Genomic DNA, 21,628 nt, shown 5'->3' with positions numbered 1-21,628 from the left:
ATACCCGGCCGGGGCCGACCGGGTATACTTCGTTTTTAGTTTACTGCGGCTTGTGCCGCCCGATGCATGCTCGAGATTCTCCAACGCCTGGACGCCAACAGCAACGATATCGGCCTCATGGTCGAGTTATTCGCCACGCTGCGTCCCAAGCGTCCTACCGATGGCGCGCGCGCCACGGCCAACGTCCGTACCCTCACCCAGTTACTGAAGGGCGATCCCGCCCATGCACTGGCCCTGCGCGGCTATGCACGCAACCTGCTGGCCGCGCGCCGCCATGCCAGCCTGTACACCGAGATCGGCGTACTCTCCAACGACGGCTTTTTTACCGAACTCAAGCACCGGATCGCTTCGCGCATCCTGCCGCCCGCGCTGGGCAACGAATACCTGAGCGACGCCATCGACCAGGTGCTGTATAAACGCACCGACTACATCTGGATGAGCGCAGTGCCGGCTGCCGACTGGCTGGCTTTGATCGACGTCATCCACACCGGCGCCGGCACCGCCACGCGCCAGGGCTCCAACCTGATGCTGCCGGGCCTGCTCGACGCGATCCAGACCCTGTCCTACCGCGTGTGCGCGATCGGCCTGGAGCCCAAGCTCACCAATTTCCATACCGAGATGGAGACTTACGAGTCGCCATTCACCGGCCAGAACATCGAAGTCAATGCCTACCTGGCTGCCTACAAGCGCCAGCTGGCCGGCGACGAGGTGGCGATGGAAGACGCGCGCCACCTGCTGGTCATGCTCGACCAGTGCGAAACCGTGGTCATGAAAATTCGCAAGAAGGCGCTGAGCCAGGGCACCAGCATTGCGCTGACCTACTTGCTGGTGACGCTCACGCAAAGCATCAACCGGCTGCGCAAGCTGCTGTACCTGGTCGATACCAGCGGCGAGCTGGCGCCCGACGCCAACGCCATCCTGCCCCAGGCTGCCACGGCCTCGGACACCCAGTTCGTGCAGCCAGTGCCACAGCAGGGCTTGCAACAGCGGGGCCCGGACCGCCGCCAGGCAGCTGCCGTGGACCTGGCGCTGGAACTGGTGACCGCGCACAACAACAAGTACATGGTCAGCGACCTGATGCGCGACAACATCAACCTGCTGGCCCGCAACGTTACCGAAAACGCCAGCCACACGGGCGAACATTACGTGGCCGAATCGCGCACCGCGCTGTTCGCCATGTTCCTGCAAGCGGCCGGCGCCGGCCTGATCATCGGCTTCATGGCGCTGTTCAAGATCCTGTTCTCGTACCTGCGCGCAGCGCCGCTGGTTGAAACCTTTTTGTTCAGCATGAACTATTCGCTGGGCTTCGTCTTCATCCACCTGCTGCATTTCACGGTGGCGACCAAGCAGCCGGCCATGACCGCCTCGCGCATTGCGGCCGGACTGCAAAGTAAAGATGGCCGGAACATTGACCTCGACAGCATGGTAGAGCTATGCAACAAGGTCTTGCGCACCCAGATCATGGCCGTGCTGGGCAACCTGGCCACGGCGATTCCCACCGCCTGGCTGATCGCCATGGCGTGGCCATACCTGACCGGCCACCACCTGGTGAGCCAGGGCAAGGCGATGCACCTGCTGGCCGACATCGACCCGATCCACGGCCCCAACCTGCTGTACGCGGCCGTGGCCGGCGTCTGCCTGTTCCTGGCCGGCCTGATTTCGGGCTACTACGACAACAAGGCGCTGTACACGCGCTGGGCGCAGCGCATTGCCCAACTGCGCGGCCTGCGCTGGCTGCTGGGACCGGCGCGGCTGCAACGCTTTGGCACCTACATGGAGAACAACCTGGGCGGGCTGATGGGGAACTTCTGCTTTGGCATCATGCTCGGCGTGATGCCGCTGCTGGGATTTTTGCTGGGCCTGCCGCTCGATATCCGCCACGTGACTTTCTCGTCGGCCAACTTCGCGACAGCAATGGTTGGACTCGATTATCATGTCAGTTGGCAACTGGTTGTCACTTCGGTAGCAGGCTTCCTGGCGATCGGCGTGGTCAACCTGATGGTCAGTTTCGGCCTGGCGCTGTGGGTGGCGCTGCGTTCGCGGCAGGTCCGCTTTACCCATGGCTGGCGCCTGACCAAGGCGTTGGTCAAACGTTTTTTCCGGGGACCGGTGACTTTCCTCATCGGTGCCAGGGCAGTCCCCGCTTTAACGTTCGATGAACCGCAGTTACTGGAGAAAACACCAAAATGAAAGCGACCAGCTTGCGACTCTGGCTTCCCGCCTGCCTGATGTGCTGGGGTTTGCTGGGCGCTTGCGCGTCGCTCCCCAATGTCAATGAACTGGGCGCGCGGCTCGACACCGCAGACACGCCGAGCGTGCACGGCAAAAATGGTGAGCTGAGCGCCGCCCGTACCAAGGCCCTGTTCGCCAAGCGCTACGCAAAAAACACGCTCGACCTGCAACAGCAGGCCGCGCTCGAGGAAGCGGCCACCGGCGTGCCGCTCATCGCCGGCAACAAGACCACGCTGCTGTTCGACGGCCCGCAGACCATGAGCGAAATGCTCAAGGCCATCCAGGGCGCGAAGAACAGCATCAACCTGGAAACCTATATCTTCGACCAAGACGGCATGGGCATGAAGTTCGCCGACGCCCTGATCGAACGGCGCCAGGCCGGGGTGGCGGTCAACATCATCTACGACAGCGTGGGCACCCTCGGCGTGCCGAAGGAATTCTTCCAGCGCATGCGCGACGCCGGTATCAGCCTGCTGGAATTCAATCCGGTCAATCCGGCCAAGCTGTCCGGCGAAAGCTGGAAACTCAACAGCCGCGACCACCGCAAGGTACTGATTGTCGATGGCCGCATCGCGTTCACCGGCGGCATCAACATCAGCGGCACTTATTCCAAGAGCTCGCTGTTCCGTTCGCGTAACAAATCGTCCAAAAGTGAAAACGACGTCGGCTGGCGCGACACCCACATCAAGGTCGAGGGACCTGCGGTGCAAGCGTTCCAGTACCTGTTCGTGCGCCAATGGACCGCGCAAGACCGCGCCGACCTGATCGACGCCGACTTCTTCCCCACTCCCTTCATCGCCGGCGACAAGGTGGTGCGCGTGCTCGGCAGCGACCCGGGCGGCCAGTTCGAAATCTTCAAGGCCTACAACCTGGCGATGCAGGAAGCGAAAAAGACCATTCACATCACGTCTGCCTACTTCGTGCCGGACAAGCAGACCGTCGAAGCGCTCAAGGCTGCCGCCAAGCGCGGCGTCGATGTCAAGCTGGTGCTGCCGGGCGTGTCGGACAGCGGCCTGGTGTTTCACGCAGGACGCAGTTTTTACGATGAACTGCTGGCATCGGGCGTGAAGATCTACCAGCTCAAGCTGTCGGTGCTGCACGCCAAGACAGCGGTGATCGACGGCAAATGGTCCACGGTCGGTTCGACCAATATGGATACCCGCAGCTTCCTGCACAACAGCGAATTGAACGTGGTGGTGCTGGGCGAGGCGTTCGGCAACGAGATGGAGCGCGCGTTCCAGGAAGACATCCGCGACTCGGTGCAGATCACGCTGGAAAAATGGCGCGACCGGCCATGGCTCGACCGCATGCAGGAGTGGGCGGCGCAGTGGACCAATTACTGGTTGTAAACGCTACGAGCGTTTTTTCAGCCACCACCAGGCGATCCCCAGCACCGCCGCGCTGACTGCGGCCTTGCGCACCACGCCGCGCGGATTGTGGCGCCATGCCGCCGGCAAGCCCGTTTCGCGCAGCAGGTTGGGCACGTGACCGTCGCGCAAGTCTTCGACGATGCCTTCCACGGCATCCACCCGATCGGCCAGCAACAACAGCAGCCAGTGCCGCAGGTCGTTCTCGGTGCGGGCGAATGCGCTGCGGCGGATCGCGCCGCTCACGCCGCGTGGCGGCGCTGTGGTGCCATATACCGGGGTGATCGCCGGCCGTTCGGGGGATACCAGCACTTCGGTCGCGCCGTGTTGTTGCACAGGCGGTAACACCGGGCCGTCGAGGCGGGCCGGCATGCGTTCCATCGGCACCGCTGGCCGGTTGGCACGATCGAGGTCGCTGCCCCAGCCGGGAATGTCATCGCGCCGCATCACGGTACTTTCCAAAAGTTGATCAGGCATGAGTCGCTCCTTAGCTGGTGGCACCGGACGGTATCAGGACCGTCTTGATGCAGTTGTCCAATTTGCTGGAAAAGATCTGGTAGGCATCGGCCACGTCGGCCAGCGGCACCCGGTGGGTAATGATCTGCTTGGGATCGAGATGACCGGCGCGGATATGCTCGAGCAAGCGGGGCAGATGGCGCCTGACGCTGGCCTGGTTCATGCGCAAGGTCAGCCCCTTGTTGAGCGCATTGCCGATCGGGACCGCATTGAAGGTGGGACCATACACGCCGACGATCGAGACGTTGCCGCCCTTGCGCACCGAGTTGATGGCCCAGTGCAGCACCGTTGCCGAGCCGGCTTGCAGCATGGTGTAGCGGCCGGTCAGCGACTGCATGGCGTTGCCTGCCGCTTCGCAGCCAACCGCATCGATGCACACATCGGCGCCGAGCCAGTCGGTCATCTTCTTGATGTGCAAGGCCATGTCCTTGACGTCCTTGAAATTGACCACTTCGCACTGGGCATAGCGGCGCACGAAGTCGAGCCGGTAATCGACGTGATCGACCACGATCACCCTGCCCGCCCCCATCAGCCAGGCAGACTTGGCGGCAAAGATGCCGACCGGGCCGGCGCCGAACACCACGACCGTGTCGCCGGCGCTGATATCGCCCATCTCGGCAGCCTGGTAGCCGGTAGGCACTGCGTCGGTCAGCAGCACGGCGTCGTCATGGTCGATGTCGTCGGGGATTACCATCGGGCCCACGTCGGCCATGGGCACGCGCACGAATTCGGCCTGGCCGCCATCGTAGCCGCCGGCGGTGTGCGAGTAGCCGTAGATGCCGCCCACGGCGGTCGCTTCCGGGTTCACGTTGTGGCAATTGCCGTACAGCTCGCGCTCGCAAAAATAGCAGCTGCCGCAAAAGATATTGAACGGCACCAGCACGCGGTCGCCGATCTTGAGCTTGCGCACCGCGCTGCCGATCTCCACCACTTCGCCAACGAACTCGTGGCCGAAGGTGGAGCCGACCCGGGTATCGGGCACCAGGCCGTGGTACAGGTGCAGGTCCGATCCGCAAATGCAGGACCGGGTAACGCGCACGATGGCGTCACCGGGGTGTTCGATCTCCGGGTCGGGCTTGTGGGCGGCGCGGATGCGATAGGGACCGCGGTAATTCATGGCCAGCATGGGACCTCCGTGAAGTTCACATATTGGAGCCATGGTTTCACAATCGTGGTGACCGCATCTGTTAGTCATTTCACATTGAATGCCCGATTGCCTGGATCTGGCGCTGGCCGCCATCGACAAACAGTTCGATGCCGTTGATAAAGCTGGCGTCGTCCAAGGCCAGGAACACTGCGGCCTTGGCGATCTCGTCCGGCTCGGCCACGCGGCCGGACGGAATCACGCTGGCCAGGTGATCGAGGATCCAGTGCGGGCGAAGGCGCGCACGGCTGCCCTGGACGCCGCATACACGCTGAACGCCTCGGTGCCACCACTGGCTGCGGTCGAGCCGGTCAGGATCACCGACGAACCCCGCCCTCGCCGCTCAATGCCGTTTACCCGATGCAAAGAATGGTGGCACGGCGCGCGACCGTGTTCAGCGATTTCATCGCCGCGCTGTTTGCAGCAACGCCGGGGCTCAATGGTGTTGCCATTGTTTGCAGCACTGGAGGCTCAGGCCACCGCCGTGGTATGCCAGGCCTCGCCGATGCGCTCGAAAATTTCGGTTTGCGCCGGCTCGAACGTGGCCGTGCCATCGACCCAGCTGTAGCGCACCACTTCGATCTTGTCGCTGTGCACGCGGATGACGTTGAACGAGTTCGACTCGCCGCGGCCCCGGGTGGACGTGGCCGTGCCGGCCTGCACCACCAGCGCGGCATAGCCGGGCAGCTTGTAGCGATCGGTGCTCAGGCCGGCGCTGCTGGCATGGAAGTGGCCGGCCAGCAGCAGGTCGACGCCGCACTCGGAAAACGCCCGCATCGCCATCGGCGCGCGGTTGACCAGGTCGTCCTTGTCGAAGGTCTGCGGCAGGTCGAACGGGTGGTGCGTAACGACGATGCGGGTGACATCCTTCGGCACCGCGCTCATGCGCTGGCGGATCAAGGCCACCTGCTCCGGGTTGACGCGGCCGTCCTTGATGGTGAGCGAGCGCGCCGTGTTCAGCCCCAGTACGGCGATCTCGTCATCGACATACTCGGGCGTCAGGTCCAGCGTGACGTAGCGCAGGTACCGGCGCAGCGGCGTTAAAAAACGGCTGGCGACGTTGTAGAGCGGGATGTCGTGGTTGCCGGGCACGACGATCTGCGGGCCGGGCAAGGTATCGAGAAAGGCCCGCGCGGCGATGAATTCTTCGGTCTTGGCGCGCTGGGTCAGGTCGCCGGAAACCACCAGTACGTCAGGCGCCAGCGAGGCCACCAGCGTGCGCAACGGGTCCAGCAGTTGCTGATCGACGCGGCCGAAATGCAGGTCGGATAAATGAACGATGGTGCGCATATCAATTTCCTCGCGTGATGGTGCGGCCGGGCGCGATCACGCTCAGCGCGCCGGCGCGCGAGCGGTACTTGAGCGGTGGCTTCATTTCAGTGACTTCGCCGTCGGTGGCCACGCGCAGATGGCGGTGGCGGGTGTCGATCTCCAGCTCGGTGGCGGTCAGCACGTCGAAATCGCGCGCCTCGGACAGGCGGTTGAACAGCGCGTGGATGGCGTAGCGGAACAGCGCCAGCCGGGTGGGCTTTTGCGCCACGTACATGACCAGCTTGCCGCTGTCGAGCCGCTCGCGCGCGCCCATGGTGAAGCCTTGCAGGTACTCGTTGTTGCCGATGAAAACGAAGGGCGTGCGGCGCAGGTGTTCTTCGCCATTGATGGTCAGCCGCACCCGCATGAACGGAAAGCGGCGCAGCACCACGAACAGCGCGCGGCCGAATGCGTGCCACTTGCTGCGGCCGAGTTTTTTTTGCTGCTCCTCGCGGTCGCGCACCAGGTCCGGGTAGATGCCAAGGCTGGAATTGTTGAGGAAGATGCGGCCATTGACCTCGCCCACGTCCACCCGCAACGGCTTGCCGGTGACCGCGTGGGCCACGGCCTCGTCGAGGTCGAGCGGGATATCGAGATCCTTGGCGAAATGGTTGAGGGTGCCGAGCGCCAGCACGCCCAGGTGGGTGTCGGTGCCCACCAGCTGCGAGGCCACGCAATTGATGGTGCCGTCGCCTCCGCCTGCCACCACGACCGTCACCTTGTCTGCCACAGCGCGGCGCGCGCGCTCGATCATCTCCGCACCGCTCTTGGCCAGCAGGATGTCCGGCTCGACACCGTGGCGACGGAATTTTTCCGCCAGCGCAGCGGACCAGCCGCCGCAGTAGCCGAGACCGGCGCTGGCGTTGATGATGACGACTATCGAATTGAGCACGCAGTTCCTTACATAATTCCGTTGGCTGCAAGCGAACGCGCTTCGCTACGGCGGCGCAGCGTGGAGATGGCGGTAATACAGATCGTCAACCAGGCTGCGCTGCTTGCCATCGCGGCCAGCACATCGCTCAAATAGTGCGCGCCGAGGTACACGCGACTGAATGCCACCAAGAATATCATCAGCATGCAGAATGCCGCTGTTGCCAAACGCACACTCCAGCCCTTGCAAGCGATCATGATGTAGCAGGCCAGCACGCCGTAGAACAGCGTGGCCGCCGCCGTGTGGCCGCTGGGGAAGCTGTAGGTGGACAGCGTGACCAGCGGCTCCTCGAAGAACGGCCGGCTGCGCTGGAACACCTGCTTGAGCACCACGTTCAGGATCATGCCCGGCAAAACAGTCACACCCAGCGCCAGCAGCCAGTAACGCTGCTGGCGGCGCCACAGGTAATAACCGAAAGCGCCCACCAGCACGATCATGCCGCCCACCTTGTGCACGAAGGAAATGAACAGCATGAAGCTGGTGTACGGCTCGACGTGGTTGGCATTGAACCAATGGGCGATTTGCAAGTCCAAGACCGTGATGGCGTCCTGGTCAGTCACCTCGTCGGTGATCTGGCCGAAGATGCCGACCGAGACGATCATGATCAGCACGCCCAGGGTCAGGTGCAGGCCGAACTGGCCGCCGGGAGTCAGTCTTGCCCCCATAAAACGTAAGAGTTTGCTAAAAATTTGGTGCCTCCGCGTGGGTCGCCGTAGAAGTTGGCGTAAAAATCACAAAACAACGAATTTACTGTTTATTTACACAGTACCTGTTTATCCATACAGTAGTTATGCTATTCTGAACTCCTCGTTAAACACATCGCCCTAAAGGAAATGTCATGATCAACAGCAGCCTCAGCTCCCGTTTCGGTCTCGAATACATGCCAACCTCGTTCACGGTTCGCATGGGCAAGCGCGAATTGCTGGTCTGTCGTGACTTCCGCAAACGCTTCTATGCGGTCAACCCGGTCATCGAGTGCGACACCGGTGTGCAAGCCGGCCACCTCGAGATCCTGCTGTGCCGCCGCTGGCTGCTCATCATGTCGAAGGCGCACTAATGGTTGCTCTAGCAGTTGTCGGTACCAGTTGCCCGATCCAGTCGCCCGATAGCCCGGCAGATGCCGCCAGCTCCCAGGCGCTCCTCACCTGGATCTGGCAACTGGCCCACCGTCAAACGCCCAAGTGAAAACACTGCATCCATGTTAACTGTTTTTCCGCGCAGCACAGTAGAGCTCGCCCCGGCTTAATGGTCTTCTAAGCCTTGCCGCACTGTTCACGCAGAAAATCCCGCAAGGCCAGCACCGTCGGCGACACCTGCGACCGGTGCATGCACACCATGTGCAGCGGCGTCGGCTCGCCGGCCACGTCCGGCATCAGCACCACCAGCCGCCCGGCGCGGAGATCACCGCTCACGTCCAGCCGGGATTTGTAGGCGACGCCTACCCCGGCCACGGCCCAGCGCCGCACCAGGTCGGCATCGTCGGCACTGCGGTCGCCATGGACCTGCACCGCTACCGGCGTCCCCTTGGCGGGCGCGCCGTGGGCCGGATAGAAATTCCAGCGGTCATGGATCACGTCGTCGAGCATGAAGCGCAGGCAGTTGTGGCGCGACAGGTCGCGCAGGTCGGCCAAGGCGCCGTGGCGCCGCACGTAGTCGGGCGATGCCACCAGCACCCGGCGGTTGTCGGGCGCCAGCGGCAGCGCGATCAGGTTGGAGTCGTCCTGCACGCCGTAACGGATGGCGATATCCACCGGCTGACGGTACAAATCCGACAGGCGGTCGCTTACGCTGAGCTGGTAACTCACCTTGGGATACAGGGCCTGGAACTGGTCGAGCCAGCCCACCAGCATATTGCGGCCCAGGTCGGACGGCATCGAGATTTTCAGCACGCCACCGAGGGTTTCCTTGCCTTCGATGACAGCATCGTGGCCGTCCTGCAGCGCGCGCAGCGCTGCACGTGCGTGGCGCAGGTAGCGTTCGCCTTCGTCGGTCAGGCGCAGTGAGCGCGTGGTGCGGGCGAACAGGCGTATGCCAAGCTCACCTTCCAGCCGTTTGACCGCTGCGCTGGCCAGCGCCGGCGAAATCTCCAGCTCGCGCGCCGCCGCCGACAGGCTGCCCCGCTCGGCCGTGCGCACAAACACCATCAAATCGTCGAATCGCAGCAATATCTTCATTTCCTTGAAAGTGTTTCAGCCAAATGGCTCTTTTTCGCGTCCGCGAAATAAATGATCATACGCTGACTTAATCTCAACGGAGTTCCCATGAAAGCCATCGCCTACCGCCAGTCCCTGCCCATTACCGACGCCAACGCCCTGCTCGATATCGACCTGCCCGCCCCGCAAGCGCAGGGGCGCGACCTGCTGGTGGCGGTCAAGGCCATTTCGGTCAACCCGGTAGATGTCAAAATCCGCGCCAACGCCCCGCCTTCCGATGGCGCCGCCAAGGTGATCGGCTGGGATGCGGCCGGCGTGGTGCAGGCGGTCGGCCCCGACGTCACCATGTTCAAGCCCGGCGACGAAGTCTGGTACGCAGGCGACCTCACCCGCCCCGGCACCAACAGCGAACTGCACCTGGTGGACGAGCGCATCGTCGGCCACAAGCCGCGCACGCTCGACTTTGCCCAGGCGGCCGCCCTGCCGCTGACCGCCATCACTGCGTGGGAATTGCTGTTCGAGCGGCTGCAGGTCAGCCGCAACGGTGACAACGGGGACAAAGGTGTCATGGGTGCCACCGGCGTCACCGGCCAATCGCTGCTGGTGATCGGCGCGGCCGGCGGGGTCGGTTCGATCCTGGTGCAACTGGCGCGCCAGCTGACCGGCCTGACCGTGATCGGCACCGCTTCGCGCGACGACACGGCGCAGTGGGTGACCGAACTGGGCGCCCACCACGTGATCGACCACAGCAAGCCGTTGAATGAAGAAATCGCCCGCCTGGGCCTGCCGCCGGTGACCTATGTGGCCGCACTGAACCAGACCGACCACCACTGGCCGGCGATTGCCGAACTGGTGGCGCCGCAGGGCAAGGTGGCGCTGATCGACGACCCGGCTGCCATCGACGTGCGCCTGCTCAAGCGCAAGAGCGTATCGCTGCACTGGGAATTCATGTTCACCCGTTCGATGTTCCAGACCGACGACATGGCGCAGCAGCATCAGCTGCTGAACGACGTAGCGCAACTGGTCGATTCGGGCGTGCTCAAGACCACGCTGGGTGAACGGTACGGCGCCATCAACGCGGCCAATCTCAAGCGCGCGCACGCGCTGATCGAGAGCAACCGCGCCAAGGGCAAGATCGTGCTGGAAGGGTTTTAAGAGGCTGAGCCCGGAACCACACTGGCGGCGTTAAGCCGCCCTCGCCTCTTGGGGTCGGACCCCGGCGGGATCCGACCCCGGTTGGCTGTGCGGGCTTTGCTCCGGCCGCGACTGCTGAGACTGCTGCAACAGCGCCAGCACCCGGGTATCGTGCGCCACCAGCGTCTCTTGCATGGTGGCGGCCTGCACACAGGTTTGCTCGATCACCGACAAAAACAGGCGCTGGCGCCGGTTCAGCTGCGCCGACTGGTAGCCCAGCTGGCCGAACATGGTGGCGATGTCGATGCAGTAGGCACGCAGCTCCCACATGGTCTGGCGGGTGGCGTCGATGTCGTCGTGCATGGCGTGGTCCAGGTCGATGAACTCGAGCCGGGTGCGCGGGTCCTGGTCGGCTGCGCGGATGGCCGGCAGCCACGACTCGAACTTGCGCGCGATGCGCCGCATGCGGGCGATTTTATGGTCGAGCATGCGGGAGTAGTGCCAGCTCAGCCACCAGACCGGCAGGCGCGACATCCAGCGCGGCAGGCCGGACGTGTGCAGCGAGTGTTCGAGTTTTTTAACGGCGGCAATCAGGTGGCGGGTGCTGTCGCCGACAGGAACGGTGGTCATGGTGGTGGCTCCGATAGCAAACGAAACCCCACCATAGCCGTCTGATCAAACAATCTATTTGATACCGATTAAACTTTGCGCAAATTTACACGGCAGCTACGTGGCTTTTTTGCGCAACATGGCTTTGATGCCACGCAGTCCCTGGCGAATGCGCGCCTCGTTTTCGATCAACGCGAAGCGCACGTAGTCGTCGCCGTATTCGCCGAAGCCGATGCCGGGCGAGACGCACACCTTGGCCTCGGCCAGCAGCAGCTTGGAAAATTCCAGCGAGCCCAGGTGCCGGTACGCTTCCGGTATGCGGGCCCAGATGTACATCGAGGCCTTCGGTTTATCCACCGGCCAACCCGCCTCGCACAAGCCCTTGTGCAGCACGTCGCGGCGGCCCTGGTACATGGCGCGGATCTCTTCCACGCAGCCCTGGTCGCCTTCGAGCGCGGCAATCGCGGCCACCTGCACCGGCGTGAAACTGCCGTAGTCGTGGTAGCTCTTGATGCGCGCCAGCGCCGCCACCAGCTCCTTGTTACCGACCATGAAGCCGATGCGCCAGCCGGCCATATTGTAGCTTTTGCTCATGGTGAAAAATTCCACTGCCACGTCGCGCGCGCCCGGCACCTGCATGATCGACGGCGCCTGCCAGCCGTCATAGGTGATGTCGGCGTAAGCGAGGTCGTGCACCACCAGGATATCGTGCTGGCGGGCCAGCGCCACCACCCGTTCGAAAAACTCCAGTTCCACGCACTGCGCGGTGGGGTTGGACGGGAAGCCGAGGATCATCATCTTCGGCTTGGGGTAGCTCTCGCGCACCGCGCGCTCGAGCTCCTCGAAGAAATCGACGCCGGGCGTCATGCGCACCGAGCGGATATTGGCGCCGGCGATCACCGCGCCCCAGATGTGGATCGGGTAGCTGGGGTTGGGCACCAGCACGGTGTCGCCAGCGTCGAGCGTGGCCAGCATCAGGTGCGCCAGGCCCTCCTTGGAGCCGATGGTGACGATAGCTTCCGAGTCGGGATCGAACTCGACGGCGTAGCGGGTCTGGTACCACCTGGTAATCGCCCGGCGCAGGCGCGGAATGCCCTTGGAGGCGGAGTAGCCGTGGGTGTCGGGCCGGCGCACGGTATCGACCAGCTTGTCGACGATGTGCGACGGCGTGGCGCCATCAGGATTACCCATCGACATGTCGATGATGTCTTCGCCACGGCGGCGCGCCGCCAGCTTGAGCTCGGCGGTGACATTGAAAACATAGGGAGGCAGGCGATCGATGCGCGAAAATTTGCGCGGAGTTTGGGTGTCAGTCATGGAAGTCTCACGTAAGCGCCCGGAACCGTCCGAGCGACGTCGATGCAATGTTGCACCGGAATCCATACTAGCCGAATTCTGAAGTTCAACGCAAGGTGGTCAGTGCCGAGGCCGCAACAATGCTGGCAATCGCCAGCCACTGGGTGGGCGTCAGGTGCTCGCCCAGCAGTACCATGCCGGCCAGTGCGCTGAGCGCAGGCGCCGCGCTGCTGAACATGCTGAAGGTGCGCGACGACAGGCTGCGCATCGACAACATCTCCAGCGTGTACGGCAAGGCGCTCGACATCACCGCGATTGCCAGCCCCACCGCCATGAAGGTGGGCGTGAGCAGCACCGCGCCCGACGTCCATGCGCCGAGCGGCACGATGAACAGCGCGCCGGCCGTCATGCCCCAGGCCACCGCCTGGCCGCCGTGCATCACCGACACGCGCTTGCCGAACACGATGTACAGCGCCCAGCACACGGCCGCCCCGGCCGCATACGCCACGCCGACCGGGTCGAGCTGATCGACCTTGCCGTGGATCGGCAACAGGAAATACAGGCCCAGCACCGCCAGCCCCACCGCCGCCAGGTCGCGCGGCCGGCGCGAGGTCCACACCGCCACCGCCAGCGGCCCGGACACTTCGATGGCCACCGCAATGCCCATCGGAATATGGCTGAACGACCGGTAGATCAGCAAATTCATCAGGCCGATCACGCTGCCGTACACGGCGACGTTGCCGGCCTGGCGCCAGGTGAGCGGCACCCGCCACGGCCGGAAGATCGCCATCATCAGCAAGGCGGCAAAGCCGATCCGGTACGCGGTCACGCCCTCGACGCCGACCAGCGGAAACAGGTACTTGGCCACGGCCGCGCCGGCGTTGAGCGAGACCTGGCTGGCCAGCAGCGCCAGGCCGGCCAGCACCGGGCTGCCGGGGGTGATGGATTTTTCTGTCGTCATCGGTTTTCGCCTGTTGCGTGCGTCCAGCGGTGCAGGCGCGCCCTGCCGGAGGCAGCGGGCCCGGTTGCATGATTGATCGTCATCATCTGGCCGACAATTCCAGCGCCAGCGCGACCGGCCGGCCCGGCGCCACCTTCACATCTTCAGGCGCACCGGCCTTGACCGCCACGGTACCGGCACCAGCGTGGGCACCGGCGCCGGCCAGCTTGAGCTGGGCGACGATGGTGGCGGCACGGCGCGCAGCCAGTTGCGACAAGGCGTCTGCCGCCAACTCCTGCCGCTCGACCAGTTGCGCCTGCAAGGCCGCGTAGAAGGCGGACGGATCGGCCACCTGCGGTTCGCCCTGCACCAGCTTGCCAAGCCGCTGCAGCAGCGGCAGCTTGCCTGATGCGCCGCCGGCAGCGGCAGCGGCAGAAGCAGAAGCAGAGACCGCCCCGTTACCGGCAACCGGGCCAAGATCGGCAGCGCCGCCACCGCCCGCCTGCTCCGCCGCCAGCTTCTGCTGCGCCAGCGCGTCCTTGCCAAAGCGTTCGGCATACAGGTCGCGCAAGGCGGCGCGCAGCTTGCGGCCGCCGAGGTCAAGCGGACCGGGCTGCTCATCGGCTTCGACCCGCACGCCGGCGCGCGCCAGCACCGTGCGGCGCAGCGCCTGGGTGCGCAGGGCCAGGCCGTCAGCCGTTCGGCTGTAGCGGGCCGGCACGGCCAGCGCCAGCTCCGGCTTTTTCGCCAGCAATTGCGCCACCTGCTGCAATTTTTCGCGCTCGGGCGGCAGCAGGCGGTCGCTGCCGGCATCGAACTCCACCGCCTGCAAACGCTCGCCATCGACACCGAATAAACGGCCCAGCGCGCGGAACGGCGCCGTCACCGCCCGCGTCATGATGTTGCCGACGGCCTTCCACAGCACCGCGCCATAGCTGAACTGCGGATCGTCGAGGTTGCCCGAAACGGGCACACCGAGATCGATGCGGCCGTCGGCGTCCTTGAGCAGCGCCAGCGCCAGTTCCAGCGGCAGCTTGAGCGCGTCGGGACTGTCGATCCGTTCGCCCAGGGTCAGCTGGTCGAGCACCATGCGGTTGCTGCCTTGCAGCGCGCCATGCCGCACCTGGTAGTCGAGATCGAGCGAAACCTTGCCTTGCGCGATCTTGTAGCCGGCAAACTTCATGCTGTATGGCGAAGCCGATACCAGGTCGAGATTCTTGAACATCACTTGCACGTCGGTGTGGTCGGTCAGCGCAAAGGGATTCAACTGGCCGCGTATGCGCGCCAGGCCGTAATCGTCCACCCGGCCGTCGAGCTCGATCTGGGCGCGGGCGCCGGGCCGGGTGGACAGGCCGGAGACGATGCCGTTCAACTCCACCACCCTGGCGGCAAACTGCGGTCGCAGGCTGAGGTCGGTGAAGTCGAGCTTGGCGTTTTCAACGCGCACTCGGCGCACCCGCACCGGGAACGGTTCTGCGATGGCTTCGGTACGCGTTGCAGGGAACCCAACCGGCCGCACGGTCGCCGGAGCACCAGCCACCGATGTGGCCGCTCCTGCTGGCGCGGCGGTTGGCGCAGCGCCTGTCGCCAGAGGCTCGGCTGGCACGCCGGCTGCAGGCGCGGAGGTGGTCGGCGCGACTACCGGACGTTGCACCAGCAGGCGCTGGGCGTTGAGGCTGCGGTCGCTGTTGATGATCAGGATGGCGTTCGGTTCGACCACGCGCAGCTCGGCCACTTCGAGCCGGTCCGGGCCCAGCGTGAGCGCCACCTGGTCGGCGCGGACCGATTTCCAGTGCGCGAAGTGATCGCCATCGTGCTCGTTGAGCGCCAGCCGCGCCACCTCGAGCCAGCCGTCGTAGCGCAGCGCCGGCGCGCCCTGGTCGGCGCCATGGGAGCCACTTGGACCACTTGAGCCACTGCCGCCGGTGCGCAGGCGGCCGGCGGCCGACACGCTGCCATCGGCCACCTGGAGCTTGACGTGTTTGTCGAGCAGCGGCTGCAACGGCGCCAGCGCCAAACCGTTCAAGGCCAGCGTGGCATCGACCACGGCGCCGGCCGGCACGAACGATCCGCTGGCGCTCAACTGGCCGCCCTCGCGCAGGCCAACGCCGCCGTCGAACACGACCGGACGCTCGAGGTCGGTGCCGGCGTGCGCCAGGTTCAGAAAAAAATCTTCCAGGTGGACCTTGACGCCGCTGGCCGCATCATCGACCAGCGCGCCGAAACCCCGCACTTGCACCGACTCGATGACGGCGGCCCAGGGCTTGCCGGCCGGCGCCGAGCGCGCGACGCCAGTCTTGTCGCCAGTGTGGCCGTTGGTGCCGTTGCCGCTGCGGCCGTTGCTGCCGTTGGTACCGTTGGTGCCGTTGCTACCGTTGCTGCCGTTGGTACCGTTGGTGCCGCCGTCAACCTCGGCGACAGTGACACTGTTGCCACCGCCGTCATGAGCGGGGTTGCCAGGGTTGCCGCCATCCGCGCGACCAGTATCACGGGCGTCTGTCTGCCAACCCTCCAGCAAACGCAACTTGCCAGCCGCGTCCCGCGACAAATCGAGCTCGCCGCCTTCCGCGTAAAAACGTCCGACGCTGGCGCGCCGTGCCGCCAGGTCGAGCGCGCCGTCCTCGATACCGAGCCGCGCCACCGTTACCGGCGCAGCCGCGCCGTTGGCCAGCGCCAGCTGTTCCACGGCCAGGCCAGCCTGATCGATGTCGAGCTGCACGCCGCTGGCGGCAGTGCGCGCGTGCAGGCCCAGGCCCAGCTTGATACGGTGTGCGTCCATCTTCAGCGCCGGCCTGCCGGCCAGTCCCAGCGCCACCCGGTCAAGCGTGATCGAAGCGCCGGGCAGGCGGGCGTCGAGCTTGCCGTCGGCGTAGGCGTAGTGGTAGGGCAAGGTAGCCGACAGCCGCCCCTGTGCCAGCGTTACCCCCGCCAACGTTTGCAGATACGGCGCCAGCCCCGGCAAGGCGACATTGCGCAGCACCAGCGCGCCGCTGCCGCTCAAGGGAGCAAGACTGGCCCGTCCCTGCCAGTGCAGCTTGCCGCCGCGCCCGGCATCGGCGCTCAGCGTGTAGTCGCCGTGCTGGTTCGGCAGCGTGCTCAGGTTGCGCAGTTCGAAGGCGATCGGCGTGTAAGTGTCGTCGTAGCCGGCATGGCGGTCGTGCAGCGCCAGCTTGCCCTGCTCCAGCACGAAGTGCTCGATCACCAGGCGCGGCGCTGGTGCAGGCGGCTCTTCGGTGCGGTCGCGGTTGAGGGTGTCGATCAGGCGCGCGAGGTTGAACGAGCCATTCTTGTCGATCGCCAGTTGCGCCGAAGGCGCCACGATGCGCACCTCGGCCAGGGTCCAGGCCCGGCGCAGCAGCGAGCGCCATTGCAACTCCACCGCCAGCGCCCCCACCGCGAGCAGCGGCGCGCCATCGGCTTCGGTCAGCACCAGGTCCTGCGCTTCAAGGCGCAAGGTGAACGGATTGAACCGCAGCGCGCCCACGCTGGCCTTGCGCTCGAGACGGCTTTCGGCCAGCTTGGGCAACTGCGCCTTGAGCAGCTGCGGCAACACCCAGCCGCCCGCCGCCGCGTACAGCCCCACCGCGCCAGCCACGCCCAAGCTCCACCGCTTCCACCTTTTGCCCATCGCCCGCTCATCTATACAAAGTTGCAACAACCGGCATTATATTCCCTGCCTGGCGCGATCGACCAGCAGGCCGCTGGCACGGGGGGCGAGAGCGACGTGATGACTGGCACCGTAGCGCCCGCCGAGTCCGCCAAGTAATTCGTGCAGGGCTTACAATACGAAAATCGCCGACTCGTGACGTAAAAAGCAACAGTATGCAAGCCCAACTCGAACCGTTCCACGCCATCGCCATCAGCCGCCTGGCCCACGCCCTCAAGGCGCAGGGCCGTTCCATTATTCACATGGAATTCGGCCAGCCGTCCACCGGCGCGCCGCCGGCGGCGATTGCCCGCGCGCACGCGGTGCTGGACGACGACGCCATGGGCTACTGGGAAAGCGCGCCGCTCAAGCAGCGCCTGGCGCGCCACTACCAGGAGCGTTACGGCGTGACGGTCGATGCCGAACGCTTCGTGCTCACTTGCGGCGCGTCGCCGGCACTGGTGCTGGCCTTGAATTCCCTGTTTTCTCCCGGCGACCGCGTGGCGCTGGCGCGGCCCGGCTACGTGGCCTACCGCAATGCCTTGAAAGCGTTGCACCTGCAACCGGTGGAAATCGCCTGCGGTCCCGAAGTGCGCTACCAGCTCACCGCCGCTGCGCTGGCCGCGCTCGAACCGGCGCCCGCCGCCGTGATCATCGCCAGCCCGGCCAATCCCACCGGCACCCTGATCGCCGCCGAGGAACTGGCCGCGATTGCCGAGGTGTGCCGCGAACGCGGCATCCGCATCATCTCGGACGAGATCTACCACGGCCTGAGCTACGTGGCGCCGGCCCAGACCATCCTGGCCTACGCACCGGAGGCGCTGGTGGTGAGCAGTTTTTCCAAGTACTTCAGCATGGCCGGCTGGCGCCTGGGCTGGTTGCTGGTGCCGCCGGATCACGTGGCCCGTGCGCAGGCTTACTGCGGCAACCTGTTCCTGACCGCGCCGTCGCTGAGCCAGCACGCGGCGCTGGCCGCCTTCGACGACCTGGCCGAACTCGACAGCCACCTGCACGTGTACGCGGAAAACCGCCGCCTGCTGCTGGCCGCGCTGCCCGACCTGGGCCTGCGCGCCATCGCCCCGCCCGACGGCGCGTTCTATATTTATGCCAGCATCGCCCACCTGACCGACGACAGCCTGGACTTTTGCCAGCGCCTGTTGCAGGACACCGGCGTGGCCACCGCCCCGGGCATCGACTTCGACCCGGTGGACGGCCGCCATTTCTTCCGCATGAGTTTTGCCGTGTCCACACCGCAAATCGTCGATGCCATCGCCCGCCTGCAGCCGTGGTTTGCGGCGCAGGCTGCCCGCTAAAACCTGATAAAAACAATGCGTAACAATGCATAATCTAACGACTATCACCCTGGCCGCGCTGCTCCTGGTACACCAGGGCGCCGGCGCGCAAGCCCCCTCCCCGCTCGGCGACGCCGCCGTCACGGTCATCGGCCCGCTGCAGTCCGGCACCGTCCAGATGGCCTGGAGCTACAAGGGGCTGGAAGCCGGCGTCGACACGTTCGAGCGCCTCAGCTCGCGACTGGCGCCGGGCGCTACCATGCGCTACAAGATGCCCAAGGGCATGCTGCCGCCCAAGGTCAAGGATGGCGTGACCGAAGACTCCAGCGCCGCCATCGCCGTCAAGGGCTGGTCGGTGCCGCTGCCGCTGGCGCCCGACCTGAGCTTTGTGCTGCCACCGAACGAGCGCGCCCGGTCCGACGGCGCGTACGTGGTGATGAGCCGGCGCTTTCCGTCAGGCCTGTACCAGCACCCGATCGTCTACGTGCGCACGCCCGACCTGCCGCCCAACGTGCTGCGCCTGGGCGACCTGCGGCTGGCGTGCGAAGTCCAGGTCAGGATCCTGAAAAAAGACATGTTGCGCGAACGCTTGATGCTCGACGCCAAGAGCTGGTTTGAAAAGGGCCCATGCGAGCGCGACGAGGGCAAGGTGTTCGACGCACCCGCGCCGTACGACCGCATCACCTACACGGCCGGCTCGCGCCAGCAGGTCAAGGCTGGCAATGGCAAGGACCTGGAATTCAACGCCCCGCTCGGCGACGGCAAATGGCCCGACGATACCCTCATCACCTTCGAGCTCAACGGCGAACCGGCACCGAAACCGCTGGTGGCGGCCCGGCCCGTGCCAGCGCCAAAACCGTTCCCCATGCCGATGGACCGCCCGCTGGTGTCACTGCCGCCCGAGTCGCTCGAACCGGACCTGAGCCAGGAAGCGCTGTACCACCTCGAGGGCGAGGTCACCCCCGCAACAACGCATCCCTGAGCAAGCTCGGCACCAACCCGGTCCAGCGCTTGAACGAGCGGCGGAAGTTGGTGGCGTCGTGGAAGCCCAGGTACTGCGCCACCGCCTCGTTGTCATAGCCGCGCACCTGGAACAGGTGGATCGCCACGTGCGCGCGCACCTGGTCCAGCTCGGCCTGGAAGTGGCTGCCGTGGCGCGCCAGGTGGCGCTTGAAGGTGGCCGGACTGACGCCGAACGCGGCCGCACTGCCCTCCAAGGTCGGCCCCAGCCGAATGTTATCGAGCAGGTAGTCGTACAGCGCCGTCAGCAGGCTCGGCACCAGTGCCGGCGCCTCGCCCGCCACATCCTGCAACGCCGTGGCTGCCGCCAGCGCATTGCCGCGGGGCCACGGCCGATCGAGCCACAGCGGGTCGATCAGCATGGCGTCGAACTGGCAGTTGAAGCGCAGGTCGCTGCCCAGGTGCGCCTGGTGCTGTTCCACGTGCGCCGGCGCGCTGCGATTGATGCAGTAGCGCCAAGGCAGGCGCTCGCCGCCGAGCCAGCGGCACATGGCCGTGACGGCGGTCATGTGCATTTCCACCAGCGCCGGCAACTGGCTCGGTGCGCCGAAGCTGTCGGTCCAGTACAGCACGGCCATGCTGCCATGAGGTCCACCCTGCGTACCTTCCTCGCGCCAGCGCGGCGTCAGCAGCGGGCACAGGCGTGCATGGCCGGCGCACAGGATATCGAGTGCCTGGCGCAGGTTCTGCGCCTGTAGCAAGGCGTGGCTGAGCGCACCGTAGTGGCCGGGCAGCATTTGCTGGCCCAGCATAAAACTGGTGTCGCTGCTGGCCAGGCCGCGCATCACGTTGGCCAGCAATTGCAGGTATTGCTGCGGCGCCAGCAGCACGTGCGCGGCCGGCGGGTCGTCGTCGGGCAGGCCGGTGCCGCGCAGCAGTTGCTCACCGCCCAGGTCCTGGCTGCGCGCGTAGTCGAGCAGCAGCGCCGGCTGGTGGCGCGCGACGATGAACGACTCGCCGACCTGGCGGTAGGCGATCACGCTGAAGCGCCGGCGACAGCGGCCGCGTGTGTCGATCGAGGCGACTGCTGCCACTGATCGGACTGCGCCGACGATGCTGGCGCAGCCTGCGCCGACGCCGCCAACATTCGCCCCAGTTCCGCCAGCAGCACGTCGGCATCGGCCTCCGCGCTGGCGCTGGCATGGCGCACGCTGATCGCAACTTGCCCATGCTTGGCGTGGTGGCGCATCTGCCCCACCATCGCCGCCAGGTGGCGCGCCATTGCTTCAGCCTCGGCCACGCCGGTGTCGGGCAGCAGCAGCGCAAAGCGGTCGCCGGCGTAGCGGCACAGCAGGTCGTCGTTGCGCAGGTTGAGCAGCAACATGTGGCCGACAGCCTGCAACACGCGGTCGCCTTCGCGCTGGCCGAATTCACGGTTGATCAGGTGGAAGCGGTCGATATCGAGCAGCACCAGCGCGCAGGGCCGGCCCGGCCGCTGCGCCTGTTCGAGGCGGATCTGGCGGCGCAGGTAGTCGGCATTGGCCAGCTGGGTGATGCGATCGAACGCGCGGTGGTCGCGGAACAGGCGCTCGCGCTTTTGCAAATGCTCGTTGAGGCGGAACTGCTCGTGGCGCCAGTAATACATGCCGCAGGTCAGCACCAGCATGCCCAGCGGCACCAGCATCTCGAGCCAGTGGTCCCACCGGGCCGCCTTGCTGATGGCGAAAAATTCGTCCATGCAATCGGCAAACGAGCCGACCATGATCATCGCCAGGCCGCCGGCCAGCAGCCGCGTGACCAGGCCGCCGGGGCGGCTGCTCAGGGTGAACAACACCCAGCTGGCGGCCATGACGGCGGTACCGCCTTCGCTGACGATGTCGGTCCACTTCCACATGTGGAACGGCTTGGCGATGCCCAGGGTGGCATACAGGAACAGGCAGGCGACCAGCGCCAGGCAGGAAGCGATCAGGGTGGAGCGGTGCAATTGCAGCATGGGGTTTTACCGGAACGTGGGTACTGCGGCGGCAGCTTAGCGCCCGCACATGACCGCCGTGTGACAAAGCCACAGATGGGCAAATACACAACACCGCAGCGGGG

The 21,628-nt window shown here is 65.4% G+C and carries 18 protein-coding genes and 1 pseudogene; 6 read left to right on the top strand and 13 right to left on the bottom strand.

The annotated features are described in order from the left end of the window. Nucleotides 1-66: 66 nt before the first annotated feature. The gene (locus DUPY_RS06950) at nucleotides 67-2,190 is read left to right on the top strand and encodes a site-specific recombinase (protein ID WP_070247103.1); all 2,124 of its coding nucleotides are present in this window, start codon (nucleotides 67-69) and stop codon (nucleotides 2,188-2,190) included. After that, a complete protein-coding gene (gene cls / locus DUPY_RS06945) occupies nucleotides 2,187-3,581 on the top strand; it encodes a cardiolipin synthase (protein ID WP_070247102.1) in 1,395 nt (464 codons plus the stop codon). The genes DUPY_RS06950 and cls overlap by 4 nt, the downstream gene beginning before the upstream one ends. A gap of 3 nt (nucleotides 3,582-3,584) precedes the next feature. On the opposite strand, the gene DUPY_RS06940 is transcribed toward cls, so the two are convergent. The 6 genes and pseudogenes from DUPY_RS06940 to DUPY_RS06920 form a co-directional block, all read right to left on the bottom strand. Then, nucleotides 3,585-4,076 carry a hypothetical protein gene (locus tag DUPY_RS06940; protein ID WP_070247101.1) on the bottom strand — a complete coding sequence of 164 codons (492 nt, stop codon included), beginning with the start codon at nucleotides 4,074-4,076 and terminating at the stop codon, nucleotides 3,585-3,587. A gap of 10 nt (nucleotides 4,077-4,086) precedes the next feature. Continuing rightward, entirely contained in the window at nucleotides 4,087-5,241 is a 1,155-nt protein-coding gene (locus tag DUPY_RS06935; protein ID WP_070247100.1) for a zinc-dependent alcohol dehydrogenase, read from the bottom strand. A gap of 70 nt (nucleotides 5,242-5,311) precedes the next feature. Then, nucleotides 5,312-5,589: pseudogene (locus DUPY_RS29100) on the bottom strand (SDR family oxidoreductase); the annotation flags it as partial. Between the two features lie 141 nt (nucleotides 5,590-5,730). Next, complete coding sequence (locus DUPY_RS06930) at nucleotides 5,731-6,549, bottom strand: metallophosphoesterase family protein (RefSeq protein ID WP_070247099.1); 819 nt, start codon at nucleotides 6,547-6,549, stop codon at nucleotides 5,731-5,733. 1 nt (nucleotide 6,550) lies between these two features. Next, on the bottom strand, nucleotides 6,551-7,462 hold the full coding sequence (locus tag DUPY_RS06925) for a diacylglycerol/lipid kinase family protein (protein WP_070247098.1): 912 nt from the start codon (nucleotides 7,460-7,462) through the stop codon (nucleotides 6,551-6,553). 8 nt (nucleotides 7,463-7,470) lie between these two features. Beyond that, entirely contained in the window at nucleotides 7,471-8,166 is a 696-nt protein-coding gene (locus tag DUPY_RS06920) for a phosphatase PAP2 family protein (protein WP_070247097.1), read from the bottom strand. A gap of 173 nt (nucleotides 8,167-8,339) precedes the next feature. Between DUPY_RS06920 and DUPY_RS06915 the strand changes: the two genes are divergently transcribed. Continuing rightward, complete coding sequence (locus DUPY_RS06915) at nucleotides 8,340-8,558, top strand: hypothetical protein (RefSeq protein ID WP_070247096.1); 219 nt, start codon at nucleotides 8,340-8,342, stop codon at nucleotides 8,556-8,558. 196 nt (nucleotides 8,559-8,754) lie between these two features. On the opposite strand, the gene DUPY_RS06910 is transcribed toward DUPY_RS06915, so the two are convergent. After that, the gene (locus tag DUPY_RS06910; RefSeq protein ID WP_070247128.1) at nucleotides 8,755-9,666 is read right to left on the bottom strand and encodes a LysR family transcriptional regulator; all 912 of its coding nucleotides are present in this window, start codon (nucleotides 9,664-9,666) and stop codon (nucleotides 8,755-8,757) included. A gap of 96 nt (nucleotides 9,667-9,762) precedes the next feature. Here DUPY_RS06910 and DUPY_RS06905 point away from each other — a divergent pair, with 96 nt between their 5' ends. Then, a complete protein-coding gene (locus tag DUPY_RS06905) occupies nucleotides 9,763-10,809 on the top strand; it encodes a zinc-binding alcohol dehydrogenase family protein (RefSeq protein ID WP_070247095.1) in 1,047 nt (348 codons plus the stop codon). Nucleotides 10,810-10,839: 30 nt separating this feature from the next. Here the strand turns inward: DUPY_RS06905 and DUPY_RS06900 are convergent, their stop codons facing one another. From DUPY_RS06900 to DUPY_RS06885, 4 genes are all read right to left on the bottom strand, one after another. Then, complete coding sequence (locus tag DUPY_RS06900) at nucleotides 10,840-11,418, bottom strand: hypothetical protein (RefSeq protein WP_229255266.1); 579 nt, start codon at nucleotides 11,416-11,418, stop codon at nucleotides 10,840-10,842. A gap of 96 nt (nucleotides 11,419-11,514) precedes the next feature. Continuing rightward, entirely contained in the window at nucleotides 11,515-12,714 is a 1,200-nt protein-coding gene (alaC, locus tag DUPY_RS06895) for an alanine transaminase (protein WP_070247094.1), read from the bottom strand. A gap of 85 nt (nucleotides 12,715-12,799) precedes the next feature. Continuing rightward, entirely contained in the window at nucleotides 12,800-13,654 is an 855-nt protein-coding gene (locus DUPY_RS06890) for an EamA family transporter (RefSeq protein ID WP_070247093.1), read from the bottom strand. An 82-nt stretch (nucleotides 13,655-13,736) separates the two neighbouring features. Then, complete coding sequence (locus DUPY_RS06885) at nucleotides 13,737-17,261, bottom strand: DUF748 domain-containing protein (RefSeq protein ID WP_229255265.1); 3,525 nt, start codon at nucleotides 17,259-17,261, stop codon at nucleotides 13,737-13,739. 194 nt (nucleotides 17,262-17,455) lie between these two features. On the opposite strand from DUPY_RS06885, the gene DUPY_RS06880 reads away from it, so the two are divergent. Further along, a complete protein-coding gene (locus DUPY_RS06880; protein WP_070247091.1) occupies nucleotides 17,456-18,592 on the top strand; it encodes a pyridoxal phosphate-dependent aminotransferase in 1,137 nt (378 codons plus the stop codon). Nucleotides 18,593-18,617: 25 nt separating this feature from the next. Then, nucleotides 18,618-19,553, top strand: a complete 936-nt coding sequence (locus DUPY_RS06875; protein WP_070247090.1) for a hypothetical protein — start codon at nucleotides 18,618-18,620, stop codon at nucleotides 19,551-19,553. On the opposite strand, the gene DUPY_RS06870 is transcribed toward DUPY_RS06875, so the two are convergent. Next, nucleotides 19,528-20,625, bottom strand: coding sequence for an AraC family transcriptional regulator (locus DUPY_RS06870; protein WP_229255264.1), 1,098 nt, complete (start codon nucleotides 20,623-20,625; stop codon nucleotides 19,528-19,530). The genes DUPY_RS06875 and DUPY_RS06870 overlap by 26 nt on opposite strands. After that, the gene (locus DUPY_RS06865; RefSeq protein ID WP_070247088.1) at nucleotides 20,568-21,524 is read right to left on the bottom strand and encodes a GGDEF domain-containing protein; all 957 of its coding nucleotides are present in this window, start codon (nucleotides 21,522-21,524) and stop codon (nucleotides 20,568-20,570) included. The genes DUPY_RS06870 and DUPY_RS06865 overlap by 58 nt, the downstream gene beginning before the upstream one ends. Nucleotides 21,525-21,628 lie beyond the last annotated feature (104 nt).

The sequence above is a fragment of the Duganella phyllosphaerae genome (genome assembly GCF_001758785.1).
In the GTDB taxonomy this organism is placed as follows: Bacteria; Pseudomonadota; Gammaproteobacteria; order Burkholderiales; family Burkholderiaceae_D; genus Rugamonas; species Rugamonas phyllosphaerae.
Note: the sequence above shows the minus strand (reverse complement) of the source record. Positions and strands in the feature narration are given on the sequence as shown.

What these genes read in the sequence shown, in the direction of transcription:
- DUPY_RS06950 (WP_070247103.1), top strand. Translation starts at nt 67, where the DNA reads ATGCTCGAGATTCTCCAACGCCTGGACGCCAACAGCAACGATATCGGC.
- cls (WP_070247102.1), top strand. Translation starts at nt 2,187, where the DNA reads ATGAAAGCGACCAGCTTGCGACTCTGGCTTCCCGCCTGCCTGATGTGC.
- DUPY_RS06940 (WP_070247101.1), bottom strand. Translation starts at nt 4,076, where the DNA reads ATGCCTGATCAACTTTTGGAAAGTACCGTGATGCGGCGCGATGACATT.
- DUPY_RS06935 (WP_070247100.1), bottom strand. Translation starts at nt 5,241, where the DNA reads ATGCTGGCCATGAATTACCGCGGTCCCTATCGCATCCGCGCCGCCCAC.
- DUPY_RS06930 (WP_070247099.1), bottom strand. Translation starts at nt 6,549, where the DNA reads ATGCGCACCATCGTTCATTTATCCGACCTGCATTTCGGCCGCGTCGAT.
- DUPY_RS06920 (WP_070247097.1), bottom strand. Translation starts at nt 8,166, where the DNA reads ATGGGGGCAAGACTGACTCCCGGCGGCCAGTTCGGCCTGCACCTGACC.
- DUPY_RS06915 (WP_070247096.1), top strand. Translation starts at nt 8,340, where the DNA reads ATGATCAACAGCAGCCTCAGCTCCCGTTTCGGTCTCGAATACATGCCA.
- DUPY_RS06905 (WP_070247095.1), top strand. Translation starts at nt 9,763, where the DNA reads ATGAAAGCCATCGCCTACCGCCAGTCCCTGCCCATTACCGACGCCAAC.
- DUPY_RS06900 (WP_229255266.1), bottom strand. Translation starts at nt 11,418, where the DNA reads ATGACCACCGTTCCTGTCGGCGACAGCACCCGCCACCTGATTGCCGCC.
- alaC (WP_070247094.1), bottom strand. Translation starts at nt 12,714, where the DNA reads ATGACTGACACCCAAACTCCGCGCAAATTTTCGCGCATCGATCGCCTG.
- DUPY_RS06890 (WP_070247093.1), bottom strand. Translation starts at nt 13,654, where the DNA reads ATGACGACAGAAAAATCCATCACCCCCGGCAGCCCGGTGCTGGCCGGC.
- DUPY_RS06885 (WP_229255265.1), bottom strand. Translation starts at nt 17,261, where the DNA reads ATGGGCAAAAGGTGGAAGCGGTGGAGCTTGGGCGTGGCTGGCGCGGTG.
- DUPY_RS06880 (WP_070247091.1), top strand. Translation starts at nt 17,456, where the DNA reads ATGCAAGCCCAACTCGAACCGTTCCACGCCATCGCCATCAGCCGCCTG.
- DUPY_RS06875 (WP_070247090.1), top strand. Translation starts at nt 18,618, where the DNA reads ATGCATAATCTAACGACTATCACCCTGGCCGCGCTGCTCCTGGTACAC.
- DUPY_RS06865 (WP_070247088.1), bottom strand. Translation starts at nt 21,524, where the DNA reads ATGCTGCAATTGCACCGCTCCACCCTGATCGCTTCCTGCCTGGCGCTG.